This window comes from Glutamicibacter sp., assembly GCF_035257265.1.
Classification (GTDB): Bacteria; Actinomycetota; Actinomycetes; order Actinomycetales; family Micrococcaceae; genus Glutamicibacter.
Genome location: NZ_DATEXC010000027.1, coordinates 168,271 through 182,260 on the forward strand (window position 1 = coordinate 168,271; position 13,990 = coordinate 182,260).

Here is a 13,990-nt window from a genome sequence, read left to right on the forward strand (position 1 = left end):
AGAACAATCGATTTTTCTAGGAAATCGCCCTAAATGACAATGATGGCGCGCGACAAGAACAATCGAGTCAAAAGATATCCTATTCTTTCCCCTAAGGTGACAGCAGCGTTAACAGGCCAACTGCCTTACTCAACCAACTATTTCTTCCACTTCATGACTTCAACGTACGCGTCATTTGCTGAGTCCCCTGTCCCGCCAACGCCCCAGGCGAAGTAGTCACCGTTGCAGAAGGTTGTGCCGGTTAGCCCGCCCTTTGCAATCTTAGAAAGTTCATTGGATTCTAGATCCAGCAAATACTGCCACCCATCACTCGCGCCTCCAACGTCCACCACTTGCCAAGCGGCATACTGCCCACAAACCGCGTAGCCCACAGCGCGTGACTCAGCTGGCAGCGCGACGGCCATAACATCCTTGTTCTCAGGATTAATAACTAAGAACTTGTCGGCCAACTGAGTCATCAGAGTTTCCTCTTGCCCAACTAATCTTGTAAAAGCTACGGTGTCATCGAGCAACGGGCTTCCGGTGAGTAAAACTTCAGGATCCGCTTGCTCAGTATGAAGCGAAATTGATCTTGACACGTGATTCTCGGAATTCTTTTCTGTGTCGGCTTCAGTCATCACATCTAGAACCGCGATCCCCTGATCCAGCCCGGCGGGACTAGTGGCATCATCAGCGAAAATCTTGCTTTCTTCATCTCCAGATAGCGAATGCTGGAGAACCGACGTTGAAGTTGACCCGTTAGCTTTGGCGGTCAAAGTTGACCAATAAACGGTTTTATCGTCTAACACCGGTACGGCTACCTCGACGCTCAACTCGTTGGCGCTAAATTCGTCTTCATTTTTTGACTTGGCCAACAACTTTGATTCAGCTCCTGGGCCTCCGGTGAACAGCCGCCACGTTCCAGCGACGGATTGATAATTGGGGCTTTCTACCCAGAGATACCCATCATCTGTAGAGAGAGCGGAGGTGACGGTTCGGTTACCATCACCTTCAACCAGCTTCCGAGTACTTCCAAATGCTTCGAACTCACCGTTATTCGCAAGCCCGATTTCTCCATGGTCACTCAATTTGGCATCCGCTTGCGTCGGCTTCATTTGCTGGGACAGCTCACCGATGATCTTGCCGTGGGTGTTTAGCCCCAGCCCCAAGAGGAAATTCGATTGCTTTTGCCAGTTACCCGTTGAATCCTGTGCAGTGAACTGATCACCAAACGCTACTTCAGTGGCAGCGTCCAGCTCTACAATTCGCGCACTGACTTCTTCCCCACTGCCCCATTGGACCTCGGAGAGAGTCTGCGTTTGAGTCACGCCATCGTCAATTGCACCGGGCTTTGTCGCGGTCTCATTATTTGAAACACACGACGTGCTCAGACAGAGCGTCGCTGTGAGGAGGCCAAGGGCGAGGACTCGGGATTTAGGTCGCAAGGTCGATCCATTCTCTGGCCTAGTCACTGACTCAGGCTGCGCGACATCAAACCTTCCTCGCAGACCTGTTGGTCTTTACCTTAGATCAGCATTCTGGAGGTTTTCGACATCCCAAAGGATGACATTGGAGAATTTCATCCACCGCATGTTCGGATCTATTGCACTCACGCCCTGAGGCGTAGAAGCGTGGATTCACGTGAAATTCCCAGCAACAATCCGCTATCAACACCTGGTACTTGACCGTTGTAAAGAATAAGACATCAACTTAAGGACCTGCGATTATCACCACCGAAATCTCACAGCGCCCGGTTCATCATGCCAAGGCTTTACGGTCCGGAGGGACGCTGATTGTGCTGGGCATCGACGGGTCAGGCAAAAGCACCGCTATTGCCGCGCTCGTCCGTACTCTGCAGCAACAAGATTTTCTTGCCCATCGTGTGGCGAATCCAGCGGCGCGCAAGTGGTTGAATCAGCGAGTCGCCAATTCGCGTTTTGAAATTTCACGCGCCACACAGGATGGCATCGAATCAATTTTCCGGCTGTTCAATGTCATGCGCAATACGGTCAAAGCGTCGCTGTTCTCCGGGGTCACCGTGATGGATCGTCACCTATCCTGCCAACTTGCGCTTCGCCAGGTGCGCGGGCTGCCGCAAGGCCGACTCTTTCCTTGGCTAGCTCTCGCCTATACACGAGGCGCCGACGTGGTTGTGCTGGACGTTGGTGCAGACACGGCGTATTCACGAATCCACCAGCGCGGCGAAGATACCGAAACCAAGGAATTCCTTGAGGCGAGCCGCAACGCATATTTAGAGATGGCAGCGAAGCACAAATGGACGGTGATCAGCTCCGCCCAAAGCGTCGATGGTGTGGTTGATGAGCTACTGGCCGTGCTGGACAAGTAAACTCGAATTATGAGTGAAGCAGCCACGCAGTTTGCCCCGGGAACCATCGTCCCTCTGGCCCAGAGCAGCAAGAAACAGTGGGAACTGGGGCAGGTGCGCCAGATATGTGCCGGCGAGCTAACTACCGAGGGGCAGCTTACGGCCGCCGCGCAGGACTCCGCGAGCTGGAACCTCTCGATTCGTTCAATTGAAAAAGCAGGCTCTTTTCAGGGCTCCGGCATTGCACAGGCGCTGACGCTGATTGCCGGAGATTTCCTCCAGCTTGATGTTGATGGGCAGATTCACGGACTCGAACCATTGCGCCCATTAAGAATTGAAACGTCCAACCCAGTGACAACCAGCCAGCCCGCTGAGGAATTACTCGTGCTGCACCTGAGGACCAAACCAGGACGTGTGCGCGGCACAGTGCGCATCGTTGAACTGTCCAAGAAACGTGATCAGTACCTGTTTGATGGCCAGCTAGGTGTATTGGTCCAGGGTAACGGCGTACTGAAACTCAACGGCGAAGAACAAAAACTCGAAGTGCGAGACACCGTCATCGGTGGCGATACGGCCGAACCGACCATCTCTGGTCGCGGATTCATGGCAGTCGTATCCCTGGATCTGCCCTAACCGGAAAATTACTCATTTATGCACCATCCCATCCTTTAGCGCGCCCAAAAACTAGCCAGCACACGCTCCGGTATCAGAATAAATACACTTCTTCCTCTTTCGCTTCCCTCTTTTTGAGCAATATTGCTCTAACTGCGCAAAATGTGCGAAGAACTAAATATTTTTGAGATTTCTCAAAGAACTGCAAATCTTTCCTCACAAGACCCCTATTGAACCCCTTGCTTCTGCGGAATAGTCAATGTCACGAAGAAGTTCACCGCATTCGACGAATACGGACGAACACCAACATGTGGGCGAAGGGGCCAGCACAATGACTGAGCAGAATTCAATTGACAACCGCATCGCAACTATAGAGAACGACTGGGAGAACAACCCCCGCTGGAACGGTGTGACCCGCGATTACAGCGCCGCTGACGTCGTCAACCTGCAGGGTCGTGTTCAAGAAGAAAACACGCTAGCAAAGCGTGGTTCGGAAAAACTGTGGAAGCAGCTCACCGAGGAAACCCCCACCGGCGGATACACCAACGCCTTGGGTGCGTTGACCGGCAACCAGGCGGTCCAACAGGTCAAGGCCGGACTTCGAGCGATCTATCTTTCCGGTTGGCAGGTGGCTGCGGATGCAAACCTCTCCGGGCAGACCTACCCAGATCAGTCCCTCTACCCGGCCAACTCGGTTCCACAGGTAGTGCGCCGCATTAATAACGCCTTGCTTCGCGCAGACCAAATCGAATTCTCCGAAGGTATTCAGAGCGTTGAGGACTGGATGGTCCCCATCGTCGCAGATGCCGAGGCAGGCTTCGGTGGACCGCTCAACGCTTACGAGCTGATGAAGTCGATGATCACCGCCGGTGCTTCCGGGGTTCACTGGGAAGACCAGCTGGCATCTGAAAAGAAGTGCGGCCACCTCGGTGGCAAGGTGCTCATCCCAACCCAGCAGCACATTCGCACGCTCAATGCGGCTCGCCTGGCAGCCGACGTGGCGGGAACCCCATCGGTAGTCATCGCCCGCACCGACGCCGAGGCAGCCACCCTGATTACCTCGGATGTTGATGAACGAGATCAGCAGTTCATCACCGGCGAGCGCACCGCAGAAGGTTTCTACAAGGTCCGCAACGGCATCGAACCATGTATTGCCCGCGCCAAGGCCTACGCTCCGTACTCCGACCTCATCTGGATGGAGACCGGAACCCCGGACCTGGAGTTGGCTCGCAAGTTCGCCGAATCGGTCAAGGCTGAATTCCCTGATCAGATGCTTTCCTACAATTGCTCTCCTTCCTTCAATTGGAAGAAGCACCTGGACGATGCAACGATCGCCAAGTTCCAGCGGGAACTCGGTGCGATGGGCTTCAGCTTCCAGTTCATCACGCTGGCCGGCTTCCACGCACTGAACCACTCGATGTTTGATCTGGCCGAGGGTTACGCCCGCGACGGGATGAGCGCCTACGTCGAATTGCAGGAACGCGAATTCGCTTCCGAGTCCCGCGGCTACACCGCAACTAAGCACCAGCGTGAGGTCGGCACCGGCTACTTCGACAAGATCGCCACCACGTTGAACCCCAATGCCTCCACCCTGGCCTTGGTTGGTTCCACCGAAGAAGGACAGTTCCACTAAATCAGGACCCCTTTGGGGCCCTGGCGGTGGGGCCGGCAATGACGCCGGCCCCACCGACCCCAAACTTTTAAGGAAGAACATCATGTTTACCCCCACCTCCCTGAACTCGATCCAGATCACCGCTACCCCAGTTCGTTACCAGGAACAGATCCTCACCGAACAGGCGTTGGATTTCATTTCCAACTTGCACCAGGCTTTTGAGGGCCGTCGTGTTGAACTAATGCAGCGTCGTCAGCTGAACCGAGCTCGCATTGCCAACGGGCATGACCCGAAGTTCTTGGAGGAGACAAGCCACATCCGCGAAGATGCGTCATGGCAAGTTGCACCCATTGCACCGGGACTTGAAAACCGTCGGGTGGAAATCACCGGGCCGATTGAACGCAAGATGGCAATCAACGCATTAAACTCGGGCGCCAACGTATGGCTAGCAGATATGGAAGATGCTTGCTCCCCTACCTGGCAGAACGTAATCAAGAATCAGGTCAACCTGTTGCGGGTATTGGATGGGGAACTTGATTTCACCGACCCTGATGGCCGGAATTACAAGCTGAACAGCTACGAGCTGAGCGAACTGCCAACCATCGTGGTTCGCCCACGAGGCCTGCACCTGCCCGAGAAGCACCTGCTGATCAACGGCAAGCCCATTGCCGGCGCATTTGTCGACTTCGGTTTGCACTTCTTCCACAATGCGCAGCGTCTGATCGATTCTGGCCGTGGCGCGTACTACTACCTGCCAAAGCTGGAAAATCACCTCGAAGCACGGTTGTGGAACGACGTGTTTGTGCTGGCTCAAGAACTGTTGGGCATCGAGCGCGGCACCATTCGCGCCACGGTACTCATCGAGACCATCACCGCCGCATTTGAGATGGAAGAAATCCTCTACGAACTGCGGGAGCACTCGGCCGGACTGAACGCAGGACGCTGGGACTACATCTTCTCGATCATCAAGAACTTCCGTTCCCGCGGACCGCGCTTCGTCTTCCCCGACCGCGAGCTGGTGACCATGACCAGTCCTTTTATGCGGGCTTACACCGAACAGCTGGTGCGTGCCTGCCACCGCCGCGGGGCAACCGCAATCGGCGGAATGAGCGCTTTCGTACCGAGCCGCAAGGATGCTTCGATCAACCAGCTCGCCTTCGAAAAGGTGTCCGAGGACAAGACCCGCGAAGCCACCGACGGCTTTGACGGTTCCTGGGTGGCACACCCAGATCTGGTTCCGATAGCTCGTGAGGTCTATGACCGGGTACTAGGTGCAAATCCACACCAGATCTCCCGCACCCGTGAGGATGTGGAAGTTTCGGCCAAAGAACTGCTGAATGTGGAAGGCCTCGAGGGCCGGATCACCGAACGCGGTATCCGCGAGAACATCGAGATCGCCATCCGCTACGTTGAGTCGTGGCTGCGCGGCAATGGTGCGGTGGCACTGCGCAATCTGATGGAAGATGCCGCTACCGCGGAAATCTCCCGCTCCCAGTTATGGCAGTGGATCCACCAGTCGGCAATCACCGACACCGGTGAGGTCATCACCCGGGCCTGGATGCACGAACTGACCGATGAAACCATCGAGAAGATCGAGCGTTTTGAAGGAGACCGCTTCGAACAAGCGGTGGAAATCTTCGAAGCTTGCGCCTTGCGCGATGATTTCCCCACCTTCTTGACCTCCAACACCTACCAGCGCTACCTGGACACCCCAGCACCGGCCTATGAAATGGCCAGCTAGTCCAGGCCCGTTACTCGGCGGTCCGCGCCTAAACTCAACAACTTAATGCGCACCGCCACGAACTGCGGCATTCATCGGATGGTAACCAGCCCATCCGGGGGATGCCGTTTTTCGTGCGCGGTTAGGATATCTTTATGGCCTTCCAATTTCGTTCCCCCACCGAGGAGCTTTGGGACGCCGATGTGCTGGGCGCAGATTACGCCAGTCGCAAGCTACCGCTCACGGATGGTTCCACCGCGACATTGATCCGTCACCGTCCGGCTGGTCGCCGTCTACGCTTTGCCCCACCCTTGCGTGGATTAGCGATCCTGTACGTGCACGGCTGGTCTGACTACTTTTTCCAGACTGAGTTGGCGCAGTTCCTCACCGAGGCCGGAGCCGACTTCTATGCACTCGATCTGCGTCATTACGGGCGCAACCTCAACGCCTCCAGCGTGCCGGGATTTATCACCAACCTGGAAGATTATTTCGAGGAATTTGATGCGGCACACCGAATTATCTCCAGCGCTCATCCTGGCACACGTTTTGTGACGCTCGGCCATTCCACCGGAGGGCTCAGTGCATCGCTCTACGCGGCAGCGAATCCCAGCAAGGTTGACGCATTAGCGCTTAATAGTCCGTGGCTAGAATTTCAGGCCTCGGAACTGGGACGCACCGCATTAGCAAAAATTCTGAAAGCAACCAGCCATCGTAACCCCTACCGAAACCTCCCGGGCATCGACCCGGGGTTTTACACCCGCACGGTATCCAACCGTTTTGAAGGCGAATGGGATTACAACTTAGACTGGCGACCGGCCAACGGTTTCCCCTTACACACCGGGTTCATCTCTGCGGTATTCGCCGCCCAGGCGAAGGTCAAGAAGGGCCTTGATCTGAAGCAACCGGTGCTGGTCATGCTCAGCGCCAAAGACTATCTGCTGCCGCGTTGGAATGATGCCGCTACCCGCTCCGATGTGGCACTAAACGTGCAGGTGGTCGCGCAACGAAGCATTGTTCTAGGCCGCGAGCTGCATTTGGTCCGGCTACCCAACGCACTGCATGACGTGTTTCTCTCACCAGTGTCGATACGGTCCGACGCATACCTGCGGTTAGGATCATGGCTGTCTAACATCAAGAGTCAGCAATCCGACTCAGGTATTGCCCGGGCGGTGCAGCGCACCCTAAAACGCGACTAGCTACTGGGTTTTGACCGGCGGTTGTGGCATCTGGTCATTGACCAGCTTTAGTGCCCAACTATCGGTTTCAAATTCCAGAATCGCTACCGAGGCGTTGCGGATGGTGTCCAGCTGATACCCGGCAAAATGCGAAAGCGTGTAACGAATAATCGTGCCGTGACAGACAACTGCAACATTTTTACCCGGGTAATCGGAAGCGATCTGTTCGATGGCGCGCAACCCGCGGTCAACCACCGATTCCAAAGATTCGATGCCGCCACCGATTTTACCTGGCCAGCGTTGCGCGGCCTCGGTTTCCAAAACCCCTTCGCCTTCGCCGTAATCACGCTCGATGAGCAGATCATAGGCTGGGCCAAGTTCCAGGCCGAGCCCGTCGGCGATGATCTGTGCGGTTTCACGTGCGCGGCTTAGTGGAGAGGAAACAATGACGTCCCAGCGTTCGGAGCCAAGGATCTGCACCGCGTCGCGGGCTTGTGCCCGCCCGGTATCATTCAGCTCGATATTGCTACTTCCCTGCAACCGTCCTTCGAGGTTCCAGCGAGTCTGGCCGTGTCTGATGAATCCAAGTTCCATAAGTCCATTCTCCCACTGTGAGTGCCGTCAAGAATGCGCCCGCGGTACCCGCGTTTCGCTAGCTCAAGTCCAGAACCGTGTCGCAATGGCTCATCACGACATTCGAATGTGTCGCGACTAGTACGGTTGCACCCGCATTAGCGATATTGCGAAGTTCGTTCATCACCATGGATTCATTGGTGCTGTCCAAGGCGCCGGTGGGCTCATCAGCAAGCACGACCGCAGGAAGCTTAACCAGCAGTCTGGCTAACGCCACCCGTTGTTGTTCTCCCCCTGATAAGGAATAGACCAACTCCTTACCCCGTCCAGCTAGACCCACGCGTTGCAACGCTCCGTCAAAGTCAGCACCGCGGATCTTTGATTTACCGGAAGCTGCGAGTGCTACTTCGAGGTTGTCCCTAATCGTGGAGTTTTCGATCAGCGCATAATTTTGGAACATGTAGCCCAATGAATCACGCCGGAAATAACGTTGTTGCTTATCGGAAAAGGCGGAGATTTGTTGCCCGCCCACCGTAAGGCTTCCGGCGTCGAGCTTCTCCAGTAACCCAATACAGTTCAAAAGAGTCGACTTCCCGGATCCCGAGGTTCCCATCACTGCCATCATCTGCCCGGCAGGAACGCTAAACGTCAGGTTTTGAAATAGTGTTTTGGAGCCAAAAGTTTTAGTAGCCCCGTGAACCTCAATATTGCTCATGCGGTTTCCTCACTATGGGTGCGAATCAGGCGTTGAGTCTTCACGCGCACCACAACTAAAAGCAGCAAGACATTTAACAGGGCTACGCCCAGAACCACCACAGGCTGCCACTGCGCGATGGCCAGATCATCGGCTACATGGGACGCCTCGCCGAAAGTCTTCGCGCGAAGAGCCGTCCAAAGGCCGCTGATCGTCGCCCACACCACGGCAAGCCCTAGGACAACTGCTTCAGCTTTGAAGAGCCACCGGTGAGTGGACCAAAACGACCACCCATGCAGATATCGCACTAAAATCAGTTGGGCATTACCCCGGACATGAATCTGCGCCATTCCTACGGCTGTTGCGAGGAGCACCAGAAGCGCTACGACGGCACAAACTGCCTGGGAGCGAACTGACTCGTTTAAGGCCGCTGAATCCTCGGCGGCCAATTGGGCGATCGGAAGGTAGGCGGAGATCCACGTTCCCAAGAATTCTTTAGGGGTGTCGTTCAGTGCTTGTTCTGCGTGCGCCATCAGTAGCTGGCCCCTGCTAGCTAGCGACATGTAGCCGTCATCGGCAATGAACCCTGAGTTCGCCCCGATGCCAACAACAATGACATCCTCCAGATTACTCAGCTTCCTTTGATGCTCAGCTCCCGTGCCATAGAGGAAATGACTCTGTGCGCCACGCAATACCTGACTGCTCATCGTAGGTGTTTGGCTGCCTCCATAATTTTCAAGCAGTGCTCTTTTCACCTCGGCAGCGGAGTGTGTGGAGTGTTCGGGAATCATGATGAGAACCTCATCGTCTGGGATATCGGTTATTTGCTGTCCCCGACTATCAAGGATTCGGTTGCGTTGGAGATAGCCCTGACTAACTAGCAATACCTCGTCAGCAAGTGCGGCGCTCGAAGAGTACTCAGCAAGTGTGCTCACCATTATGGTGTGCCCCAAACGGTCTTGCTCTTTAAGCCAATTCCCCGACTCAACCGCTAACTGTTCCGTCTGTTGTGAAACGTAAAGGCCTTCAAAGAAGATTTTTGCCACGTTGCCTACCTCGGCTAAGGATTCTTGGTTTCGTTGCGCTTGCGAAGCCGCCGTACTCGCAGCGAAAGCCGAGGCAATAAGTGTTATCGCCAAGATGATGCTTGGGAAACGTAAGAGATAGGTGGCCGGAACCGCAACTTTGAACCCGAATTTGCCTTTGATCGCGTCAAGAATTTTCACATCGAAAGTCAAACTTAACGCCGCAATATAGATACAGGTGACGATGAATAACATGAGCGCTACGAGGCCAAGCGCCGATGCCAGATATCTGCCCAGCTGGTTCCACCCGTTGTACAGCAAAAGCCCTACCAGCGCCGTGGTGAAGGAAATCGCAAGTATCACCGCGATGGACGGTAATTCTTGCCGGAGGTCTCGTTTTAGGCCCGTACTGATATTGCCTCCGTGTAACCGAAGTATCGCGTAACTCTTCGCCCGGGAAAGGACCGAAAATCCGGTCAATAATGCCACGAGCAACAGAACTAAAAGCGTTGATGCCCCTAGGGCACCAAAGAAAATCTCTCCGACAGCGGCCGGAATAAGAGCGCCCGCTCTCTCGGTTTCTACCGCATAACCTAACTGGCTAAAGTCGTGGACCACCATATCCAGCGCGGCCGAAGTGCCAATGATGAAGTATTCTCCGCGTGGATCTACCCCGCTAAGCTCTGTTGCTGCGTGCACGTTAGTACTGACACGCTGGCTGAACCGCGGAAACCCGGTGTCCAACCACGTTGCCCCTTTGCCATCGTTATCACCACTGGCCAGATAGAAGTGGCGCACTGAAGTGTCATGCAGATCGCGAATTTCTCGCACTATGGTGGATCCGGAGCGTTGAGCTGACCTCTGAACTAATACGTCCAGCCCCTGACTCCCGGACAACGTTTGTGTGCCCGAGACAAGAATTCTGCTCGCGCCTGCAAGCGTTGATTCATCAATGGACTTGGTGACCATGAAAGATACAAAAAGTGAGTATAAGACGGCAACGGCAACGGCTAGTCGCAGTCCGGTATTTTTCATGTGTTCTTTCCGCCTGCTTTGCACACCGGCTTCAACAGGCTTCTAAGCTGAAACTCTCTGTACATCGTTATTTCGCGCTATTTACGGGGTATAGCCTACATTAAGATCCACCTCCGGTTTTTCTACAACACATATCTGACCAGTGAAAATATATTCAAAATTTAACCCATACCCATTCTGGGCTCTTGCGCCGAGGACGACAAGAAACGGCTCCAGCACCTCAGATGAGCTATCTCACGATAGAGCTTGACCACAAACAACCCCGGGCAACACCGCCTAGCACGTAAAATTCTTGAGGCACCCGCTGGCTTAAATTCTTTGAACCACGCGCACAGCCACTGATCACATGCACCTCAAACAAGATCCGAGATTTTCATCGTGACCGATATTAAGGGCTCCCTCGCCCGCGGGCTCACGGCCCGCCACATCCGCTTCATGGCACTTGGCTCTGCCATTGGTACCGGATTGTTCTACGGTTCCTCAGCTGCTATTCAGGCCGCCGGACCGGCAGTGCTCTTTGCCTACATGATTGGTGGTGCTGCGGTATTCATCGTCATGCGCGCCATGGGTGAGATGGCGGTGAAACATCCGGTTTCTGGTTCTTTTGCACACTATGCGTCGCGTTATCTAGGCCGCTTCGCCGGGTTTGTCACCGGCTGGACCTTCACCTTTGAAATGGCAATCGTTGCCATTGCCGACGTGACTGCTTTCGGTATTTACATGCGCTTCTGGTTCCCGCAGGTCTCGCAGTGGATCTGGGTTCTTGCCGTGGTGCTATTGATCGCGGTCATCAACTTGATGAAGGTAAAGGTCTTTGGCGAGACAGAGTTTTGGCTGGCAGTCATCAAGGTGACCGCAATCATTGCGATGATCATCGGCGGCGCGGCACTCATCGTCTTCGGTTTCACCGCACCTGGCTCGGAAACAGCCACTGGTTTTGCAACCCTGATGAGCGCCGGGACCCTATTCCCTAATGGATTCATGGGGCTGCTGCTGTCGTTCGCTGTAGTGATGTTCGCCTTCGGTGGCATCGAGACCATCGGCATCACCGCCGGGGAAGCCGAAGATCCAGCGAAGTCTGTCCCAGCTGCGATCAATACTGTCCCCTGGCGCATCCTGCTGTTCTACGTAGCATCACTTGCCGTAGTCATGATGCTCTTCGACTGGCGTCAGATCGATGGATCTGCCTCTCCATTCGTCCAGATCTTTGACGCACTGGGTCTGCCTGCCGCTGCTCACATACTAAATGCAGTGGTTATTACCGCCGCAGTGTCCGCGATCAATGCCGATACCTTTGGTGCCGGCCGCATGATGTTTGCGATGTCACGAGAAGGCCATGCTCCGGCCTCGTTCGCGAAAATCTCTCGCCATGGAGTGCCGTGGATGACAGTAGTCATCATGTCCTTGGTGTTGCTGGTCGGCGTGGTTCTCAACGCCCTGCTACCGGAATCCCTGTTCATGATCATCGCCTCAATTGCCACCTTCGCGACGGTCTGGGTGTGGATCATGATCCTCACCTCCTACTTGGCCATGCGTCGCAAGGAAAAAAAGAGCATCGCCCTCGAACGCGAATTCACGGTTCCCGGTGGCACCATCAGCGCTTGGATTGCGTTGGTGTTTATGGCCTTTGTGGTCGTACTCCTAGCTTTAAGCGCGGAGACTCGGGTCGCGCTTTACGCCGGCGCCGGTTGGCTAGTCCTGCTTGGTTTGGCGTACAAGTTCCTCGTGCGTACACCGCAAGAAGAGCTTGTCTCAAGCAATAAGTAAAACCTTCCGCTACTAAAAATCCGCCAAGTCTATGACCTGGCGGATTTTTTGTACTCAGCGTGCGCCGCTAATCAGACGACGTTCACGTATCAATCCAAGACTGGCCCAACCGATCATACCCAGAGCCACCAACCACAATGCAGCTAGCCCAAACTGCAAGTAGGCAAATGCGCCACATACCGAACCGAGGGTAATCATGGCCCAAAGGGTCGCGTAAGGAACCCACAGGGTTCGATTTGCGCCAGATAAGGCTCCGGCCAGATGCTGACCAAGCTTTACTAGCGTCCCGGTCATATAGGTCAATCCCAACGACACTTCCCCAGAGCGCGTGTAGCTAACATTGACTGCACCCATAGCCGCTGCCAGCAAGCAAGCCGTCGCCGTCTCTCCCGAAGATCCTAAAATCGCTGCTACCAATAAGAGTGCGCCCGATAGATACATCACCCGGGGTCGCCTGAAGCGTGGGGCTTTGGCAGAAATCAGCGTCGCGAGGACCACCCCAAGTACAAAGCTGGCCACAAAACTCATCGCGAGCAACCAGCCATTTACGTCACCAGTTGCGAGTGCGGCGGAGGAACGTGTTGAGTTACCAGACATAAAGGAGAGGAAATATCCGGAGAAATGCAAGAATCCCACGCCGTCGACAAAACCAGCCATCATGGTGATCCCACCCGCAAAGAAGATCCCTTTATAGCTCAATGACTTGGCCATTTTCCTCCTGACTCCACCGAACGTCTTTTGCTTCTATCTTGCCATCTGGCAATCGGGAATGTAGCAGGACTCCAAGTAGTTGAAACTTACATGAGTGAAAAACGAGTCCGTGTGGACATCTGGTCCGATATTGCCTGCCCTTGGTGCTTCATTGGAAAGCGCCGCTTTGAAAAGGGCGTCGAAGAATTTGAGTTCTCCGAAAACGTGGATGTGTATTGGCATGCGTACCAGCTGGATCCAAGCCTCCCCGAACACTATGACGGTGATGAGCTGCAGTATCTTTCGCAGATGAAGGGTATGGATCCGGAGCAGGTGAAGGGCATGTTGGAACATGTCACCGAGCAGGCCGCCGGAGAAGGACTCAACTACAGATTTGATCAGCTGCGTCCCGCTAACTCGTTCACCGCACTGCGCGTACTTGAGCAGGCAAAGACCGAGTCCAAGGGCAGTGAGATGAAAGAGACACTACTATCGGCACATTTCGAGCGCGGTTTAGATACCGGAGACCGCCAAGTTCTTGCCAAACTCGCTGCGGAGGTCGGACTCGATGAGACCGCTACCGCACAGACGCTGAGTTCGCAGAAATACGCCGAAGAAGTCAACGCAGATATCGAGCAGGCTCGTCAGTTGGGCATCAGCGGAGTGCCATTCTTTGTTATTGACGGCAAATACGGCATCTCCGGGGCGCAGCCAGCCGAGGCATTCACCAACGCACTGACTCAGGTTCACGCCGAAACCGTCAGCTAGATTCCACCGATGCT

Annotated in this window: 12 protein-coding genes; 7 read left to right on the top strand and 5 right to left on the bottom strand. The window is 54.7% G+C overall.

What is annotated here, in order from left to right:
- Window positions 1–137: 137 nt before the first annotated feature.
- Window positions 138–1,307: a hypothetical protein gene (locus VJ369_RS06805; protein ID WP_324091334.1), complete on the bottom strand. Its 1,170-nt coding sequence runs from the start codon at window positions 1,305–1,307 to the stop codon at window positions 138–140.
- 467 nt (window positions 1,308–1,774) lie between these two features.
- On the opposite strand from VJ369_RS06805, the gene VJ369_RS06810 reads away from it, so the two are divergent.
- The 5 genes from VJ369_RS06810 (at window position 1,775) to VJ369_RS06830 (ending at window position 7,445) form a co-directional block, all read left to right on the top strand.
- Window positions 1,775–2,326: a thymidylate kinase gene (locus VJ369_RS06810; protein WP_324091335.1), complete on the top strand. Its 552-nt coding sequence runs from the start codon at window positions 1,775–1,777 to the stop codon at window positions 2,324–2,326.
- A gap of 9 nt (window positions 2,327–2,335) precedes the next feature.
- The gene (locus tag VJ369_RS06815) at window positions 2,336–2,938 is read left to right on the top strand and encodes a HutD family protein (protein ID WP_324091336.1); all 603 of its coding nucleotides are present in this window, start codon (window positions 2,336–2,338) and stop codon (window positions 2,936–2,938) included.
- 310 nt (window positions 2,939–3,248) lie between these two features.
- Window positions 3,249–4,550 (top strand): isocitrate lyase, encoded by a 1,302-nt coding sequence (aceA, locus tag VJ369_RS06820; protein ID WP_324091337.1) that lies wholly within the window; start codon window positions 3,249–3,251, stop codon window positions 4,548–4,550.
- A gap of 82 nt (window positions 4,551–4,632) precedes the next feature.
- Complete coding sequence (aceB, locus tag VJ369_RS06825) at window positions 4,633–6,270, top strand: malate synthase A (protein ID WP_324091338.1); 1,638 nt, start codon at window positions 4,633–4,635, stop codon at window positions 6,268–6,270.
- A gap of 134 nt (window positions 6,271–6,404) precedes the next feature.
- Window positions 6,405–7,445, top strand: a complete 1,041-nt coding sequence (locus VJ369_RS06830; RefSeq protein WP_324091339.1) for an alpha/beta hydrolase — start codon at window positions 6,405–6,407, stop codon at window positions 7,443–7,445.
- On the opposite strand, the gene VJ369_RS06835 is transcribed toward VJ369_RS06830, so the two are convergent.
- From VJ369_RS06835 to VJ369_RS06845, 3 genes are read right to left on the bottom strand one after another with little or no spacing between them, the layout of a single operon-like run.
- Entirely contained in the window at window positions 7,446–8,018 is a 573-nt protein-coding gene (locus VJ369_RS06835) for a histidine phosphatase family protein (protein WP_324091340.1), read from the bottom strand. It lies immediately after the preceding gene.
- A gap of 58 nt (window positions 8,019–8,076) precedes the next feature.
- Window positions 8,077–8,712, bottom strand: coding sequence for an ABC transporter ATP-binding protein (locus VJ369_RS06840; protein WP_324091341.1), 636 nt, complete (start codon window positions 8,710–8,712; stop codon window positions 8,077–8,079).
- On the bottom strand, window positions 8,709–10,751 hold the full coding sequence (locus tag VJ369_RS06845; RefSeq protein ID WP_324091342.1) for a hypothetical protein: 2,043 nt from the start codon (window positions 10,749–10,751) through the stop codon (window positions 8,709–8,711). The genes VJ369_RS06840 and VJ369_RS06845 overlap by 4 nt, the downstream gene beginning before the upstream one ends.
- A 435-nt stretch (window positions 10,752–11,186) precedes the next feature.
- Between VJ369_RS06845 and VJ369_RS06850 the strand changes: the two genes are divergently transcribed.
- Window positions 11,187–12,518: an amino acid permease gene (locus VJ369_RS06850; RefSeq protein WP_324091362.1), complete on the top strand. Its 1,332-nt coding sequence runs from the start codon at window positions 11,187–11,189 to the stop codon at window positions 12,516–12,518.
- Window positions 12,519–12,572: 54 nt separating this feature from the next.
- Here VJ369_RS06850 and VJ369_RS06855 read toward each other — a convergent pair whose 3' ends face one another.
- Window positions 12,573–13,229 (bottom strand): YoaK family protein, encoded by a 657-nt coding sequence (locus VJ369_RS06855; RefSeq protein WP_324091343.1) that lies wholly within the window; start codon window positions 13,227–13,229, stop codon window positions 12,573–12,575.
- A 90-nt stretch (window positions 13,230–13,319) separates the two neighbouring features.
- Between VJ369_RS06855 and VJ369_RS06860 the strand changes: the two genes are divergently transcribed.
- A complete protein-coding gene (locus tag VJ369_RS06860; RefSeq protein ID WP_324091344.1) occupies window positions 13,320–13,976 on the top strand; it encodes a DsbA family oxidoreductase in 657 nt (218 codons plus the stop codon).
- Window positions 13,977–13,990 lie beyond the last annotated feature (14 nt).